This is a genomic window from Kitasatospora sp. NPDC059803 (genome assembly GCF_042732255.1).
In the GTDB taxonomy this organism is placed as follows: domain Bacteria; phylum Actinomycetota; class Actinomycetes; order Streptomycetales; family Streptomycetaceae; genus Kitasatospora.
On record NZ_JBHWIJ010000080.1, the window covers coordinates 13,976 to 30,628 of the forward strand.

The window sequence follows — 16,653 nt, forward strand, 5'->3', positions numbered from 1 at the left end:
GCCTACGGGGCTGGGGTGACAATCCGGCTCCGTCGCCCGGGAAGATCCGCCTCCAGGGTCACCAGGGCGTTGGGGACGGTCCCGTACCGGGCGGCGTGCGGGCGGTGCGGGCGGTCCTGGTAGCCGTCGAGCAGCAGCCGGTTGCGGTTGAGGCAGAGCCGGTCGATCCGCGGCCGGAACAGGTCGAACAGCTCGAAGCGCTCGCCCAGGCCGGGGAAGCGGTCCTGGTAGCGGCGGATCTCGGCCCGCAGCAGGGCCCAGAACTCGGCCTCGGGCAGCCCGGTCTGCGCCTCCAGCAGCGGGGCGAGGTAGCGCAGGACCCCGATGAACAGCCCGGAGTGGAGGAACTGGCAGAGCCCCTGCGGGCCGTCCCGCAGCAGGACGTCGTCGACCTCTGCGGGCAGGTCGCGCAGTTCGGGCAGGTCCTGGTCGCTGAGGTTGACGTCGTCGACGAAGTCCTTGACCGCGAGCCGGGTCGGCGCGTCGTGCTCGTCGAAGACGACGATGGCGTTCTCGCCGTGCGGGGAGAAGACCAGCCCGTACCGGTAGAGGAAGTGCAGCAGCGGCGGCAGCACCGCGCCGAACAGCCGGCCGGTCCAGGCGGCGGGGGTGAGCCCGGAGCGGGCGATCAGTTCGGCGGCGAGCGCCCGGCCGTCGGAGCCGGTCTGCAGCAGGGCGGCCAGGGTGCGGGCGCGTTCGCCGCCGGCCAGGAAGGGGCCGAGCGGTTCGCGCCAGATCGCGCCGAGGAGTTCCTTGTACTGGTAGGGCGCCTCGGGCAGCTCGCGGTAGAGCGGGTGGTCGACGGTGACGGAGGCGATCTCGCCGAGCAGGATCACCCGGCACTCGTCGCGCAGGTAGGAGTCGGCGTCGCGCAGACCGTGGATCCAGGCGGTGACGGCGGGCGCGGCGAGGGTGCGTTCGGTGGGCAGGCCGCGCCAGACCAGGGTGTTGAGGACGGACAGCGGCAGTTTGACGGTGCAGCGCTCGGGGTGGGCGGTGTTGAAGAAGGAGCGGATGGACTGCTGGGGCAGCCGTGGGTCGCCGTCGGAGGGCAGCGGGACGATCTCGCCGGAGGCGATCCAGGGCGCGAACAGCGGGACGATCGTCTCGTCCCACTGCCAGGGGTGGACGGGCAGCAGCAGGTAGTCGGCGGCGGCCGGGCCGAGGGCGGCGCGCAGCCCGTCCGGGTCGTCGAGTTCGCGGGCGTACAGCTGCTCGGGCCGCTCCAGGCCGGGCACGCCGCGGTACTCGGCGAGCCGGCGGTGGACGGCGATCCAGGGCAGCGGGCGCGGGGTGCGGGCCTCCGGGGCCCAGCGGGCGGCGTCGGTGGCGGAGAAGCCGATCCGGCCCTTGTTGGGGACGATCCAGGGGTGGCCGTCCTGGCGGCCCTCCAGGGCGGGGTGGTCGAGGTCGGCGAGTTCGGCGGCGGTGAGCGCGGTGGCGAGCTGGTGCGCGTCGGCGGTCAGGGTGGCGGTGAGTTCGCGGATCAGGTGGCCGGTGGTCTCGCCGCGCAGGCCGAGGGCGTGCCGGGCGTGCGGGAGGAAGCGCAGCGGGTCGAGGCCGTCCGGGTCGGAGCAGCGGACCGACTCCGGGTCGACCCGCCAGCTTCCGTACGCGCCGCGGCGGGCGGTGAAGCGGTACTCGGCCTCGGGCAGCCAGAGCAGGTACTCACCGTCGGAGGCGGCGCGGACGGGGGTGAGCAGTTCCTCGTAGGCGAACTCGCCGAGCATCTTGGCCAGCAGGGCGCGCCCGGCCCGCCGCCAGTGCCCGGCGGTCAGGTGCGGGGGCAGGTACAACGGCGGTTCAGCGGCCGACGGTTGCGGCACGGGTCAGCTCCTGGGGACGGGGGATGGCGGGGGTGCTCTCGGCGGGGGTGCCCTCGGCGGCGGGGGTGCCCTCGGCAACAGCCGCGGCGGCGCCCGCGGCAGCGCCCGCAGCGGCGGGGGCGGTCCGGGGCGGCGCGAAGCCGGTCCAGGCGGTGCGGGCGGGCAGCCGGTGGACGGTCCGGCCGGTGACGGCGTTGAGGATGACGGCGGCCCGGTGGGCGCCGAGCCCCAGGTCGGGGGCGCCGACGCCGTGGGTGTGCAGTTCGGCGTTCTGGACGTAGAGGCCGCCGGTGAGTTCGGGCCGGGTAGCGACCCGGTGGTCGAGGTCGACCCGGTAGCGCCCGTCCCCGTCCCAGTCGATCAGCCGGGCGAGCGGTTCGAGCGCGGCCGGGCGGGCGGCCCGGTAGCCGGTGGCGAGCACCACGGCGTCGGTGCGCAGGACGTGTTCGACGCCGGAGTCGCCGTGCCGGCAGTGCAGTTCGAGGCCGCCGCAGGGGCCGGGGCGGGCTTCGGTGACGGCGGTGCCGGGGGTGATGTCGACCGGGGCGGTGTCGATCGGGCGGCCGATGGTGCGTTCGTAGAGGTGGTCGTGGATCTCGGCGAGGGTTTCGGCGCTGGCGGCCTTGTGCAGTTGCCACTGGGCGGCGACCAGCGCGTCCCGGACGGGTTCGGGCAGGCTGTGGAAGTAGCGGGTGTAGTCGGGGGTGAAGTGCTCCAGGCCGAGCTTGGAGTACTCCATCGGCGCGAGCGCCCTGGTCCGGGTGAGCCAGCGCAGCCGGACGCCGTCGCCGTCGTGGCGCCGGAGCAGGTCGAGGAAGACCTCGGCGCCGGACTGCCCGCTGCCGACCACGGTGATGTCCCGGGCGCCGGCGAGGTCGCCGCGGCGGTCCAGGTAGTCGGCGGAGTGGAAGGCGCGCGGGTGGCCGTCGAGGGCGGTGAAGGCCTCGGGCAGGACGGGCCGGGTGCCGACGCCGAGGGCGAGGTTGCGGGCGTGCACCTCGGTCCGCCGCCCGGTCGCGGTGTCGGTCAGCTCGGCCCGGAAGTGCGGGGCTTCCCAGTGCAGGGCGGTGACCTCGGTGCCGAAGCGGCAGTTGGCGAGCCGTTCGGCGGCCCACCGGCAGTAGTGGTCGTACTCGCGGCGGGGCAGTTGGAAGCGCTCGGCGAAGTAGAACGGGAAGAGCCGGTCCTGGTCGCGCAGGTAGTTGAGGAAGGACCAGGGGTTGGTCGGGTCGACGAGGGAGACCAGGTCGGCGAGGAACGGCACCTGCATCCGGGCCCCGTCCACCAACATGCCGGGGTGCCAGCGGAACTCCGGGCGCTGGTCGCAGAAGAGCGTGCGCAGGCCGGGGACGGGCGCGGCGAGCGCGGCGAGCGAGAGGTTGAAGGGGCCGATGCCGACGCCGAGCAGGTCGTACGGCGGCTGGGGTGCTGGGGTGTCCACGGGGGTGTCCTAGGCGACGAAGGGGACGCGGGCACGGACCATCAGGGCGGCGCGCTTGTCGGGCAGGTCGAGTTCGGTGTCCAGCCGGAATCCGGCCCGTTCGAAGGCCCGGACGGAGCGCCGGTTGCGGACGTCCGGCTCGGCGACGACCCGTTCGCAGCGGGGCCGTCGCCGCAGGATCCGCTCGGCGAGGGCGGCCAGCAGGACGGCGCCGAGGCCCCGGCCGCGGCTCTCGGCGGGGCCGATCAGGAGGTGGACGCCGGTGTCGTGCGGCCGGGCCGGGTAGTGCCGGGCGAGCGGGTCGAGGTCGGCGCGGTAGACCTCCCAGTAGCTCGTCGCGGCGCCGTCGAGCAGGCCGAGGCAGGGCACGCTGCGGCCGTCACCGTCGAGTTGGGCCCGGAGGTGCCGTTCGGTGGCGTCGGGCGGCCCGGCGAGCCGCCAGAACGCGGCGATCTCGGGGTCGTTCATCCACCCGGCGAGCAGGTCCAGGTCGGTGGGCAGTCGGACCGGGCTGAGCCGGAACTCGCCGGCCGGGGTGGGGATCGCGCCCCATCCCGCCGGGTCGTCGAGCAGGCTCATGCGCCCGCCAGCGGGTTGGGGATGTCCACGTAGACGGACTGGGAGGCGACCGGGCCGACCAGTTCGTCCAGACCGTTGATCCGGGTGAGCAGGTTGGCCTTGCAGGGCAGGGTGGGCGCGTCGAGCAGCAGCCCGGGCAGCGCCGAGCCGGTGGCGGCGGCCCGCGGGCCGGCCAGGAAGCGGCGCAGCCCGGCCAGCAGCACGGTCTCGTCGGCGAGCCCCTGGCTGCCGAAGGCGCCGACCAGGCCGAGGACGTGGTTGATGCCGAGGTAGTAGGCGAAGTGGTGGTCGATCACCTCGTCGGGCAGGAAGGTGTCGCTGTGCTCGCCGAGCCCGGGCAGCCGCGCGGTGAGCCGGTCGGCGGCGCTCTCCCGGTAGTAGTAGCCCTGGTTGTCTCGGTAGCGGCCGCCGCTGGGCCAGCCGTCGGCGTCGAGCAGGACGAGGCTGTTCTGCTGGTGCGCCTCCAGGGCGATGCCGGCCGTGCCGTCCAGCCAGAGGACGGGCAGTACGACGGCGTCCAGGTAGCGCAGGAACCATTCGGCGGCGACGGTCCGCAGCGGGCGGCCGCAGCGGACGGCGAGCGCCCGCAGGGTGTCGCCGAGCCGGGACGGCACGGTGTCGCCGGTGCCGAGCGGCTGTTCGGCGACCAGCCCGGCGACGCACAGCGCGCGGTCGGCGGGGGCGAAGGGCTGGGCGCGCAGCACGGTGTCCAGGCCGCCCGGGTCGCCGAGGGCGGGGTGGTCGACGCCGATCCAGGCCGGGTCGCGGACGATGTCGAAGCCGGGGTGGGCGCGGTGCCATTCGGCGGCCAGGCCGCTCTCCAGCAGCCGGTGCACCTCCAGGCCGCGGTGGAGTTCCTTGCGCAGGTTCTCCCGGCGGGAGTTGGTGATCCGCAGGCCGAGCGAGAGCTTGAGCATCCAGGGGGCGCCGGGGCGGTAGACGGTGCGCACCGAGGAGGTGGGGTACCAGGGTTCGCCGGCCGGGCCGAGGTCGTGCAGCAGCCCGTCTGCGAGCAGGGCGGCGACGGCCGGGCGGTGGGCGAGTTCGCGGGCCTGCCAGGGGTGCAGCGGCAGGGCGGCGGTGCCGGGCGGCAGGGCGGCGTGGTCGCCGAGCAGGTCCGCGGTGATCCGGTCGGCGCTGTCGGTGAGGGCGGAGCCGGCGGCGAGCAGGTCGCGGTGGACCGCGTACCAGTGGAGTTGGAAGGAGCCGTGCAGTTCGGGCGAGTAGGCGGCGCTCTGGGCCGGGCCGAGGCCGTCGCGGCTCTTCGGGGTGGGGTGCAGCGGGTGGCCGAGCAGCAGGGACTGTTCGGCGGCGAGGAAGTGCGAGCGTTCGGGGCCGCCGGCGGGGGCGGTGGTGCGGCGGTGGGCGAGGATGTCGGCGGTGCGGACGACCGAGTCGGCGACCCGGGCGGCGAGGTCGGCGACCTGCCCGGGGTCGGGGCGGTCGGCGGCCGCGGCGGCGAGCAGCGCGGCGGTGGTGACGGCGTCCACGGGGGCGTCGGCGGTGCCCTCCCCGGCGGAGAGGACGGCGGGGCCGAACCGGTGCCAGCCGCCGGGCGACCAGTAGCGGACGGGGGCGGAGAGCCGGGCGGCGCCGCCGAGGACGGCGATCCGCAGCCGGCCGTCGGGGCCGGGGCGGGCGCCGGTCTCGCGCGTCCAGCAGCGCAGCAGGGCTTCCAGGGCGGCCTGTTCGGCGGCGACGGCGGGGTCCGGGTGCAGCAGCGGATCGGGCTCGGCCGGCCGGTCCGCGTGCAGCAGCGGGGCGGGCGGGGCTCCGGTGAGGGCGGTGCTCAAGGCTGCTCCTTGGGGCGCGTGGGGGTGCGGACGCGCGCGGGTGGTGGAGAGGATCGGCGGGCGCTCGCACCGTCGCGTCAGGTAAGGGTTACCTATCCCTGACGGGTGATCACAAGGTCGGCTCACTCGTCCGGGTGAAGATCGGGGATTGTCCGCGTCCGGCGCGCGGGGCCCTGCTGGGTCGCCGGGCCGATCGTGGCCACGTCACGGATCGGTGACCTCCGGTCAGGGCCGCAACCCGGGGGGCGGCCGCCGCCGTCCTGGTGACCGGTGGAAGACTCCACAGCGGCGAGTCGCCGCACGACAGCCCGATCGAGCACAGGGGGAAGCGCACACATGCCATCGATCCACCGGTCAGCCATGGCCGTCGCCCTCGTCACGGGGACGCTGCTCGCGGCGAGCGCCTGCGGGCCGGACGGTCCGGCGGGCGACGGGGGCGGCAGCGCCGCGCCGCCGCCCGCGTCCAGCACCGCCGCCCCGGGGGGCGGCGTGATCGGCGGGATCACCCTCCCGTCGGGCATCCCGACCAGCCTGCTGGAGGGCCTGCCGAAGTCCTGGGACGACCTGAAGAAGTGGAAGTTCGAGGACTGGGACTCGTGGGCGTCCAAGCACGTCTTCAACAACCCGGTGGTGAAGGACTTCTGGAACCCGGACAAGATGGGCGACTCCAAGCCCGCCGATCCGGCCCCGCCCACCGCCAAGCCGGCCGCCGACAACGGCGTGACGGACCCGGACCCGCCGGTGGTCAAGGCCGTGCCGGTGCCCCGCCCGTACACCAAGCAGCCGTCCGGGAAGGTGTTCTTCAGCGCCCAGGGCGGCCGGGGCAACTGCTCGGCGACGGTGATCACCGACCCGCAGCACCCGGGCAAGAGCAATCTGGTCTGGACGGCCGGCCACTGCGTGCACGCGGGCAAGGGCGGCGACTTCTTCAAGGACCTGGTCTTCGTGCCCGCCTACAACAACTCGGGCGCCTCCAGCGGCGGCAAGAAGGCCCCGCTGTCCGAACTGGCCCCGCTGGGCACCTGGTGGGCCGACCTGGTCACCACCTCGCCGCAGTGGATGGTCGAGGGCGGCGGCACCGGTGACGCCGCGAACCAGTACGACTTCGCCGTCATGCGGGTGCACAACCAGAACGACTCCGGCAAGTCGCTGGAGGAGACGGTCGGTTCGGCCGTCCCGGTCTGGTTCGACGCCCCGCGCGACAAGATGTCCGTCGCGGCGGTCGGCTACCCGCTCTACAAGCCGTTCGACGGCCAGGAGCTGTACAAGTGCGACGGCGGCAAGCCGACCCGGCTGTCGTTCGACGCCAAGCGCCCGTCGATGCTCACCATCGGCTGCAACATGACCCAGGGCTCCAGCGGCGGCGGCTGGTTCGCCACCATGCCGGACGGGAAGACCGCCCTGGTCAGCAACACGTCCATCGGCACCGAGGACCACACCTCGCTGAGCGGCCCGTACCTGGAGACGGTCGCCAAGCAGGCGCTGGACTGGATCTCCAAGAAGCCGTAGGCCCTTTCCGGTCGGACCGGACCAAGCCGTACGGGCGGCGGAGGCCGCCCCCGGGGGACGATGCAGCATGCCGAAGCACACCGGCCGCGGACCGCGGCGCCGATCCGGACCGACCGGCGCCGCGGTGCTCGCCGTGCTCGCGCTCGCCGCGACCGCCTGCGGGCCGGACGACTCCGGCGCCACGGCGGCCGCGCCGCCGCCCGCCCTCCCCACATCGGCCCCCACCAGCCTGGGCGACCTGACGGGCTGGAAGGTGGAGGACTGGGCCCGGTTCGTCTCCGGCAGCGGCTTCGCCAACGAGGTGGCCCCGGGCTTCTGGTCGACCACCCGGATGGCCGCCGCCAAGGGGCGGGCCACCCCGGAGTACCCGCTCACCGCCGCACCGGACGACGGCCGGCCGGACGCCCCGCCCGCAGCCGTCGCGGCCACGCCGCAGCCGCACCCGTACGGCCCGGCCACCGCCGTGGTCGGACGGCTCTTCGTCACCACACCCCAGGGCGACGCGGCCTGCTCCGCGACGGTGGTCTCCGACCCGGCCAACCCGGGCCGCAGCAACCTCGTCTACACCGCCGCGCACTGCCTGCACGACGGCAAGGGCGGCGGCTGGCTGCGGAACATCACCTTCGTGCCCGGTTTCAACCGGGACGGCCAGGCGGCCCGCGGCAAACCGCTCACCGAGCAGCAGGCCGCCCCGTACGGCCGGTGGGCGGCGGTGCGCGCGCTGGTGTCGCCGACCTGGCTCGGGGAGGGCGGCGTCGGCGCCCATCACCAGTACGACTACGGGATCATCCGGGTGCGCGGCGAGGGCGGCTCCGGCGCGTCGCTGGAGGAGGCGGTCGGCGGCTCGGTCCCGGTCTGGTTCAACGCCCCGCGCGAGCAGATCGGCTCGGCGGCCGCCTACGGCTACCCGACCGATCGGCCGTTCGACGGCCTGGAGCTCTCCCGCTGCGAGCCCCCGGTCCCACCGGCCAGGCTCTCCCCCGACCGGAGCCGCCCGCCGATGTACGTCACCGGCTGCACCGTGACCGGCGGCTCCAGCGGCGGCGGCTGGTTCATCACCAAGGACGGCAAGCCCAACCTGATCAGCGTCACCGCGATCGGCAGCCGCAACCCGCCCGGGTACCTGGCCGGCCCCTCGCTGCAGGACCAGGCGAAGCAGGCCTTCGACTACTTCGCCAAGAACGTGAAGTAGCCCGCACGCCCACACGGCCGCACGCCCGCACGCCCGGACGAGCCCCCGGGCGGACCCCGGAACGGACGCCCCGGTACCCCGGACGGGCACGCGAAGGGGCCCCCGCGCCGGCGCGCGCGGGGCGCCCCGCCCCCGGGCCCGCTCCGGGGGGGGGGGGGGGGGCCGCCCCCCCCCCCCGCCCCCCCCCCCCCCGGGCGCGCCCCCGCGGGGGGGCCCCCGCCGCGCCCCCGCCCTGGCGCGCGAGACCCCGCTCCCACACACCCGCCGGCGGGGGGGCCCGACCCTCGGCCCGACGCCTCAGACCTGCAGCGCCACCGCGTAGCGCTCCAGCTCGGCGGCCAGCTCGGCCGGCACCTTGGCGTGCAGCAGCGTGCCCTCGCCGGTGTGCTCGGTGCCGAGCAGCTCGCCCTCGGCGTGCACCCGGGAGACCAGCCCGCCCTGGGTGTAGGGCACCAGGGCCCGCACCTCGATCGCCGGGCGCGGCAGCTCGTCGTCGATGAGCTTCAGCAGCTCCTCGATGCCCTCGCCGCTGCGGGCCGACACCACGATGGCGTGCGGCTCGCGGCGCAGCAGTCGCTGCAGCACGTGCGGGTCGGCGGCGTCCGCCTTGTTGATCACCACGATCTCCGGCACGTTCTGCGCGTCGACCGAGACGATGACCTCGCGGACGGCGGCCAGCTGCGTCTCCGGCTCGGGGTGCGAGCCGTCGACCACGTGCAGGATGAGGTCCGCGTCGGCGACCTCCTCCATGGTCGAGCGGAAGGCCTCGACCAGGTGGTGCGGCAGGTGCCGGACGAAGCCGACGGTGTCGGCCAGGGTGTAGAGCCGCCCGCTCGGGGTCTGGGCCCGGCGCACGGTCGGGTCCAGGGTGGCGAACAGGGAGTTCTCCACCAGGACGCCCGCCCCGGTGAGCCGGTTGAGCAGGGACGACTTGCCGGCGTTGGTGTACCCGGCGATGGCCACCGACGGCACCTGGTGGCGCTTGCGCTCCTGGCGCTTGGTGTCGCGGCCCTTCTTCATCTCGGCGATCTCGCGGCGCAGCTTCGCCATCTTCTCGCGGATCCGGCGCCGGTCGGTCTCGATCTTGGTCTCACCGGGACCACGGGTGGCCATGCCGCCGCCGGACGAGCCGGCGCCGCCACCACCCATCTGCCGGGACAGCGACTGACCCCAGCCTCGCAGGCGCGGCAGCATGTACTGCATCTGCGCGAGCGAGACCTGCGCCTTGCCCTCCCGGGACTTGGCGTGCTGGGCGAAGATGTCCAGGATCAGGGCCGTCCGGTCGACGACCTTGACCTTGACCACGTCCTCCAGGTGGATCAGCTGGCCGGGGGTGAGCTCACCGTCGCAGACCACGGTGTCGGCGCCGGTGGCCGCGACGATGTCGCGCAGTTCCTTCGCCTTGCCGGAGCCGATGTAGGTGGCCGCGTCGGGCTTGTCACGGCGCTGGATGACGCCGTCCAGCACCTGGGAGCCGGCCGTCTCGGCGAGGGCGGCGAGCTCGGCCATCGAGTTCTCCGCCTCCTCCAGGGTGCCGTCCGTCCAGACGCCGACGAGCACCACGCGCTCCAGGCGGAGCTGGCGGTACTCGACCTCGGTGACGTCTTCGAGTTCGGTGGAGAGGCCGGCGACGCGGCGCAGGGCGGCACGCTCGCTGCGGTCGTACTGGTCGCCGTCGTAGTGGTGGTGGCCGTGGCCGCGGTCCTCGTCGATGGCCGCGAGGTCCTCGTCCATGAGGGCTTCCGCCCGCAGACCGTTCAGGCGGCGCGGGGCGTCGGCGTGGTCGCGGGTGTCGGACGTGGAGGTCATTCTGTCCTTTGGTCGCTGGTGCGGATGGCCTGTGGGGACCGCCTTGTGCGGTCCCACCCGGAGTCTGCCCAGCTGCCGCCCCGGTTACCGCCGGGCGAGGTGAGCTACCCCTCAGGTCCTCGGGTGCCGTCGGGGCTCCTGTGCCCTGAGAACGCCGTGGACCGGCCGTGAATTCCCCATGATGGTCCCACGCCCGGCGCGGACCGGTCATCCCCATTTTCCCCGGGGTGGCGGGCCCCGCCGGTGTCCGGGGCCTGCGGCCGGCTGACGTCGTACACCCCGGAGACCTTGAGCATGGCCCGCATCAGCGCGGGCAGCGCGGCCGGCTCGGGCAGTTCGACGGTGTAGGTGTGCCGGACCCGCAGCTCCTGCGGCGGTTCGACCTCGGCCGAGACGATGCCGACGTCCTCGGCGGAGATGGCCGCCGTGAGGTCGGCGAGCAGCCGGGGCCGGTTGAGCGCCTCGGCCCGCAGGGTGGCCCGGTGGCCGGCCGCCGGGGTGCCCTCCGGCCGCCAGCGGACCTCCAGCTCGGCGCGCCCGGCCGCGCGCATCCGCTCCCCGGCCGGGCAGCCGGTGCGGTGCACGGCGACGGCTCCGCCGCGGATCGGGTAGCCGGTCACCTCGTCCGGCGGCACGGGCGTGCAGCAGCGGGCCAGCCGGACGGGCGCCCCGGGCCGACCGGCCACCGCGACCGGGGTCGGCCGACGCTCGGTGGTGCGGTGCGCGGGCAGGGCGGGCTGGCCGCTGGAGGGGCCGGTGCGCACCGGCGGGAGCCGGGCCGGGTGGTCGGCGAGCCAGCGTTCGATGGCCAGCCGGGCGGCTGGGGTCCGGGCGTGCGCGAGCCACTCGGGCGCGGGCCCGGAGGGTTCGGCGGGGCGCGGTCCGTCCTCGGTGAGCACGGTCCCGGTGGGCACGGCCTCGGTGAGCACGGCGAGCAGGTCGCCGTCCTGCAGGACGGTGGAGAGCGCGGTGAGCCGGCCGTTGACCCGGGCCCCGATGCACCGGTGGCCGGTCTCCTCGCCGAGCAGGTAGGCGGCGTCCACGCAGGTGGCGCCGGCCCTCAGCTGAAGCGTTTCGCCGCTCTCCGTCACGACGGTGATCTCGCGGTCGCCGGCCAGGTCGGCGGTGAGCGCGGACCAGAAGGCGTCCGGGTCGGGCGTCTCCTGCTGCCACTCCAGCAGCCGGCTGAGCCAGCCGGGCCGGGCCGGGTCGGTGCGGTCGAGTTCGTCGGCGTCCTGGACGGCGCCGGCCGGCTCCGGGTCGCCGAGCGCGACCACCCCGGTCTCGGCGACCTCGTGCATCCGCCGGGTGCGCACCAGCACCTCGACGACCGTGCCGCCGCTGAGCGCCACGGCGGTGTGCAGCGACTGGTAGAGGTTGAACTTGGGGGCGGCGACGAAGTCCTTGAACTCGCCGGGCAGCGGCGTCCAGCAGGTGTGCAGCTCGCCGAGCACGGCGTAGCAGTCGGCGTTCTCCTCGACCACCACCAGCAGCCGCCCGAAGTCGGCGGGCTGCGGCCGCTGCGGCCGCCCGTCCGGGCCGGGCGCGGCGGCCCGCTTGAGCAGCACCCGGTGCAGCGACACGCAGTGCCGGGGCCGGACGGTGACCTCGGCGGTCACCCCGGTCTCGGACAGCTGGCGGGCCAGCAGCCGGGCGAAGGGGGCCAGCTGGGTGTCCGGCTCGCCCTCGTGACCGGCCATCAGGGCCCGGGTACGGGCGTGCTCCTCGGGGTGCAGGGTGGCGAAGACGATGTCCTCCAGCTCCGCCTTGAGCACCTGGATGCCGAGCCGTTCGGCCAGCGGGATCAGCACGTCCCGGGTGACCTTGGCGATCCGCACCTGGCTGGCCGGCTTCATGTGCCGGATGGTGCGCATGTTGTGCAGCCGGTCGGCGAGCTTGATCACCATCACCCGGACGTCGTCGCCGGTGGCGACCAGCATCTTGCGGAAGGTCTCGGCCTCGGCGGCGGCGCCGAAGTCGACCTTCTCCAGTTTCGTCACCCCGTCGACCAGGTAGGCGACTTCGGGCCCGAAGCCGGCGCTCACCTGATCGAGCGTCAATTCGGTGTCCTCGACGGTGTCGTGGAGCAGCGAGGCGACCAAGGTGGTTGTCCCGGCGCCGAGTTGGGCCAGGATCATGGTGACGGCGAGCGGGTGGGTGATGTACGGCCCGCCGCTCTTGCGCTTCTGGCCCCGGTGGCTGGCCTCGGCGAGCCGGTAGGCCCGGGCGAGCAGGCCGAGGTCGGCCTGCGGATGGTGTTCGCGGTGGACTCGGACGAGCGGTTCGAGGGCGTCCGGGACGGGCGGCCGGCCGGTGGCCAGCAGGGCGGCCCGCCCGGCCCGGCCGAGCGCGGCCCGGCCGAGCTCCCCCAGGGGCCGCCTGGCCCCGGCTTGCCGTGCGGACGTCGGCTGCCCCGTCAGGGACTGCCCGGCTTCGATGGTCATCGGCGCACCTCCGGCAGCGATCACCGGCCGCCACCCCGCCGAGGGGCGCCTTCCCGGTGGTCCATGCTACCGAGCAGAGCACGTTCCGCGATGCCTTGCTTCCCGTCCGCGACACGCGTCACTCGAACGGGCGGATTCACCGGCGCGCGAAATGGGCAAACCGGGCCGTCAGCTGCCCGAGCCGCGCCCCAGACGTGTCAGACACGCCCCAGTTCGGCCCACCAGCGGGCGTCGATCTCACCGGCGGCCACGATGACCGCCGGGCCGGTCTTCTCGATCCGGCCGTCCGGGTGCTCGGTGATGACCAGTCGGCCGCCCGGCACGTCCACGGTGTAGGTGGCCGGCTCGCCGGTGACCGCCGGGTCGACGCCGTCCCGGCGGATGGCGGCCACCGCGACGGCGCAGGTGCCGGTCCCGCAGGAGCGGGTCTCGCCGGAGCCGCGCTCGTACACCCGCATGGCGACGTGCCGCGGCCCGCGGTCCACCACGAACTCGACGTTCACGCCCTCCGGGTAGGCCCCTTCGGGGCTGGTCAGCGGCGCGGACAGCAGGTCCCCGGCGTGGTCGAGGCTGTCCACGAAGGCCACCGCGTGCGGGTTGCCCATGTTGACGTTCAGCGCGGGCCAGCGCCGCGCGCCGACCGTGACCTCGACGCCGTCCGGCCCGGGCAGCCGGGCCCGGCCCATGTCGACGGTGACCTCGCCGGGCGTCCCGTCCCCGGCGTCCTCGGCGACCCGCACCGTCCGCACCCCGGCGCGGGTGGCGACCGCGAACTCGCCGGGCTCGGCCAGGCCGGCCTCGACCAGGTACCGGGCGAAGACCCGCACGCCGTTGCCGCACATCTCGGCGATGCTGCCGTCGGAGTTGCGGTAGTCCATGAACCACTCGGCCCGGTCGGCCTGGTCCGCGGCGGCCGGCTCGGCGGCGGAGCGCACCACGCGCAGCAGCCCGTCCCCGCCGATGCCGGCCCGCCGGTCGCACAGCGCGGCGACGGCCGCGGGGCCGATCTCCAGCACGCCGTCCGGGTCCGGGACGATGACGAAGTCGTTCTGGGTACCGTGCCCCTTGAAGAAGGGGACGCCGACCGGCTGCGGGGAGGATGCGCTCACCCTCCCGATGGTACTGAACGGGCGCACAGGCCACCCGGGCGGTCCGACCGGTGGATCGGCGCGGGCAGCCGAGGGGCCGGCAGGGGCGGCCGACGGATCAGCGCAGGTAGGCGACCCGCCAGACGGCCAGCGCACAGGCCACCAGCGCGATCAGGGTGTACAGCGCGATCGCCTTCCAGCCGGCCCGCTGCCCGGAGCCGCGGCGCGGCAGGCCCGGCCACTTGTACCCGGCGTGCCGGGCGGCCATCGCGCCCCAGCCGACCGAGGCGGCGGTGAGCAGCAGCCCGAGCATGCCGACCATGGTGGCGCGCGCCCCGGCCGAGCCGAAGGCGAGCGGGAAGGCGAACATCAGCGAGCCGAGGATGCCCAGCAGGGCGATCGGCAGGGTCTGCCACCAGCGGAGCCGGCGCAGCGGTCGGATCTCCCGCTCGTGCACCGCGCCCGCCGGGGTGCGGTTGTCCAGGGCCGGCAGTGCGACCGCGTAGGAGGTGGGTGCCTCCAGGCCGGTCAGCACGGGGAGGTCACCCCTCGTCGACTCGTCGGCCGGTGCGGTGACACTCCCGCTCTGGCCGGGTTCGGGGCCGGTACCCGTCGACACGCGGCCTCCCCTGACAGTTCGACACGAGCGGACTCGCGGTCGGGCACGGTCGGCCCGCGCGGCCGACCCCTACGCCTTCGATGATGGCATGTCCAGACGGGCGTTCCGGGCCTGACCGGCGTCGACGGGTGATCCGTGGCCATCACGTGATCGGGCCGTGACCGCCGGTTCGTCCTGCACGGCCACCTGCGCGCGCAGGTGCACCGCCGGATTGGCCGGAACCCGCCTACCCGGCCGGACGCTCCTGACGGTCGATCAGCTCCAGGGAGCGTTCCAGCAGCTCGACGGGGTCGGTGCCGGCCGGCCGGGACAGCCAGTGGATCCGGCCGTCGCGGCGGAACCAGGACTCCTGACGGCGGGCGAAGCGCTTGGTGGCCCGGACGGTCTCGGCCCGCGCCTCGTCCTCGGTGCACTCGCCGGCGAAGTGGTCCAGCACCTGCTGGTAGCCGAGCGCCCGGGAGGCCGTCCGCCCCTCCCGCAGCCCGAGCCGCTCCAGCGCGCGCACCTCGTCCAGCAGTCCGGCCCGCCACATCAGGTCGACCCGCAGCGTGATCCGCTCGTCCAGTTCGGGGCGCGGCAGCGCGACCCCGATCTGCACCGCGTCGTAGACGGCGGTGTTGCCGGGCAGGTTCGCGGTGAACGGCTGCCCGGTGATCTCGATGACCTCCAGCGCGCGGACGATCCGCCGCCCGTTGCCGATCAGGATCGCCTCCGCCGCCGCCGGGTCCAGCTCGGCCAGCCGCCGGTGCAGCGCGTGCGGGCCGGCCTCCTCCAGCTCGGCCTCCAGCCGGGCCCGGACCGCCGGGTCGGTGCCGGGGAACTCCATCTCGTCGATCGCCGCCCGGACGTACAGCCCGGAGCCGCCGACCAGGACGGGCGTGCGCCCGGCCGCGAGCAGCCGGTCGATCTCGGCCCGGGCCAGCCGCTGGTACTCGGCGACGCTGGCGGCCTCGGTGACGTCCCAGACGTCCAGCAGGTGGTGCGGCACGCCGCCGCGCTCGGTGGGGGTGAGCTTGGCGGTGCCGATGTCCATGCCCCGGTACAGCTGCATCGAGTCGGTGTTGATCACCTCGCCGCCGAGGCTGCGGGCGATGGCGACGGCCAGGTCGGACTTGCCGGCGGCGGTCGCGCCGACGATGCAGACCACTCGGGGCTGGGCGGCGCGGGACTGGTCGGTACGGGAGCTGCTCACCGCTCCAGTCTCGCAAAACCGCCGCCGCACCGGTGACCGGGCTGCCCGTCGGCCCCGACTGCGCGACGATGTGACTGTGTCCGGCCGTCTCCGGCCGTCTCCGGCCATCTCCAGCCGTTTCCGCAGTTGAGCCGGTTTGCGAACGGTTCGGCGGTGACGGACGTTGGGCAGGAGACAGGGACGAAAGGGTGAGATCGCCATGGGTCTGATGGACAACCTCAAGGGCAAGGCCGAAGAGCTCAAGGGCAAGGCCAGTGAGCTCGCCGGCAAGCACAGCGAGCAGATCGAGCACGCGGTGGACAAGGCCGGCGGCGCGATCGACAAGGCGACCAAGGGCAAGTACAGCGAGAAGATCGAGCACGGCGCCAGCAAGGCCAAGGGCGCGGTGGGCGACTTCGCCCACAAGCCGAAGCCGGGCGAGGAGGGGCCGGCCGGCGGCAACGGCCAGGCGCCGCAGGCCTGACGCCCCGCGCTTCGATCAGCTCCAGGACGCCACGACGTAGCCGACCCCGTACGGGGCGTCCTGGTAGCCGAGCCGCGCGGTGAGGCCGGCGCCCTCCGCGGCGCCGGCCAGCACCTGCCAGGGCGCCCGGCCCTCGGCCTTGAGCTCGGCGGCCAGCCCGGCGTCCAGGGCGGCGAGCGCGGGCAGGTCGGCGGAGCCCAGGGCGGCGGCCAGGGCGGCGTCGAAGCCCTCGGCGCGCTCGTCCAGGTAACCGGGGGCCTTCACCGAGCGGCAGGCGCTGCCGTCGCCCACCACCAACAGGCCGACCCGGTCGGCCAGCTGGGCCAAGCCCTGGCCGAGCCCGAGCATCCGGTCGGCGGGCGCGTCGGCGGGCACCGCGCAGGCGTGCGTCGGCAGCGTCACCCCGGCGCGCTCCAGCAGCCAGGCGCCGACCGTCAGCGAGGGCGCCAGCTCCGGCCCCTCGACCCGGCCGCCGGGCAGCTTGGCGACCAGCGGCACCCCGTAGCGGTGGAAGGAGCCGGCCCCGCCCTCGGTCCACACCTCGGCCTCCGGCCCTGCGCCGACCACCACGACCAGCTGCGGCCCGGCCGCGACCAGTGCCGCCAGGGCCTCGTCGCAGGCGGCCCGCAGCGGGTCCAACTCGGCGGCCGCCCCGGCGGGGACCTGCGGGACGAGCAGCGGCGGACAGGGGCACACGG

General features: G+C 75.0%; 13 protein-coding genes. 3 read left to right on the forward strand and 10 right to left on the reverse strand.

Features of this window, described 5'->3' with window-relative positions; genetic code table 11:
• Positions 1–2 precede the first annotated feature (2 nt).
• From ACFV6I_RS15680 to ACFV6I_RS15695, 4 genes are read right to left on the reverse strand one after another with little or no spacing between them, the layout of a single operon-like run.
• Positions 3–1,826 (reverse strand): IucA/IucC family protein, encoded by a 1,824-nt coding sequence (locus ACFV6I_RS15680; protein ID WP_380425670.1) that lies wholly within the window; start codon positions 1,824–1,826, stop codon positions 3–5.
• Entirely contained in the window at positions 1,804–3,267 is a 1,464-nt protein-coding gene (locus ACFV6I_RS15685; RefSeq protein WP_380425672.1) for a lysine N(6)-hydroxylase/L-ornithine N(5)-oxygenase family protein, read from the reverse strand. Before ACFV6I_RS15685 ends, ACFV6I_RS15680 begins: the two co-directional genes overlap by 23 nt.
• Positions 3,268–3,276: 9 nt before the next feature.
• Positions 3,277–3,846, reverse strand: coding sequence for a GNAT family N-acetyltransferase (locus ACFV6I_RS15690; RefSeq protein WP_380425674.1), 570 nt, complete (start codon positions 3,844–3,846; stop codon positions 3,277–3,279).
• The gene (locus tag ACFV6I_RS15695; protein ID WP_380425676.1) at positions 3,843–5,639 is read right to left on the reverse strand and encodes an IucA/IucC family protein; all 1,797 of its coding nucleotides are present in this window, start codon (positions 5,637–5,639) and stop codon (positions 3,843–3,845) included. The genes ACFV6I_RS15690 and ACFV6I_RS15695 overlap by 4 nt, the downstream gene beginning before the upstream one ends.
• A gap of 336 nt (positions 5,640–5,975) precedes the next feature.
• Between ACFV6I_RS15695 and ACFV6I_RS15700 the strand changes: the two genes are divergently transcribed.
• Complete coding sequence (locus ACFV6I_RS15700; protein WP_063349340.1) at positions 5,976–7,148, forward strand: serine protease; 1,173 nt, start codon at positions 5,976–5,978, stop codon at positions 7,146–7,148.
• A gap of 67 nt (positions 7,149–7,215) precedes the next feature.
• A complete protein-coding gene (locus tag ACFV6I_RS15705; RefSeq protein ID WP_063349339.1) occupies positions 7,216–8,340 on the forward strand; it encodes a serine protease in 1,125 nt (374 codons plus the stop codon).
• Between the two features lie 297 nt (positions 8,341–8,637).
• Here ACFV6I_RS15705 and hflX read toward each other — a convergent pair whose 3' ends face one another.
• The 5 genes from hflX to miaA all read right to left on the reverse strand — a co-directional run bounded on the left by hflX (position 8,638) and on the right by miaA (position 15,492).
• Positions 8,638–10,149 (reverse strand): GTPase HflX, encoded by a 1,512-nt coding sequence (gene hflX / locus ACFV6I_RS15710; protein WP_363374353.1) that lies wholly within the window; start codon positions 10,147–10,149, stop codon positions 8,638–8,640.
• 104 nt (positions 10,150–10,253) lie between these two features.
• The gene (locus ACFV6I_RS15715) at positions 10,254–12,593 is read right to left on the reverse strand and encodes a RelA/SpoT family protein (protein WP_380425678.1); all 2,340 of its coding nucleotides are present in this window, start codon (positions 12,591–12,593) and stop codon (positions 10,254–10,256) included.
• 197 nt (positions 12,594–12,790) lie between these two features.
• Positions 12,791–13,702, reverse strand: a complete 912-nt coding sequence (gene dapF, locus ACFV6I_RS15720) for a diaminopimelate epimerase (RefSeq protein WP_380425680.1) — start codon at positions 13,700–13,702, stop codon at positions 12,791–12,793.
• A gap of 97 nt (positions 13,703–13,799) precedes the next feature.
• Complete coding sequence (locus tag ACFV6I_RS15725; protein ID WP_063349335.1) at positions 13,800–14,300, reverse strand: hypothetical protein; 501 nt, start codon at positions 14,298–14,300, stop codon at positions 13,800–13,802.
• A 226-nt stretch (positions 14,301–14,526) separates the two neighbouring features.
• Positions 14,527–15,492 (reverse strand): tRNA (adenosine(37)-N6)-dimethylallyltransferase MiaA, encoded by a 966-nt coding sequence (gene miaA, locus ACFV6I_RS15730; RefSeq protein ID WP_380425682.1) that lies wholly within the window; start codon positions 15,490–15,492, stop codon positions 14,527–14,529.
• 199 nt (positions 15,493–15,691) lie between these two features.
• On the opposite strand from miaA, the gene ACFV6I_RS15735 reads away from it, so the two are divergent.
• Entirely contained in the window at positions 15,692–15,955 is a 264-nt protein-coding gene (locus tag ACFV6I_RS15735; RefSeq protein WP_063349333.1) for an antitoxin, read from the forward strand.
• 15 nt (positions 15,956–15,970) lie between these two features.
• Here ACFV6I_RS15735 and ACFV6I_RS15740 read toward each other — a convergent pair whose 3' ends face one another.
• Positions 15,971–16,651, reverse strand: a complete 681-nt coding sequence (locus ACFV6I_RS15740) for a class III extradiol dioxygenase subunit B-like domain-containing protein (protein ID WP_380425684.1) — start codon at positions 16,649–16,651, stop codon at positions 15,971–15,973.
• Between the last annotated feature and the right edge of the window lie 2 nt (positions 16,652–16,653).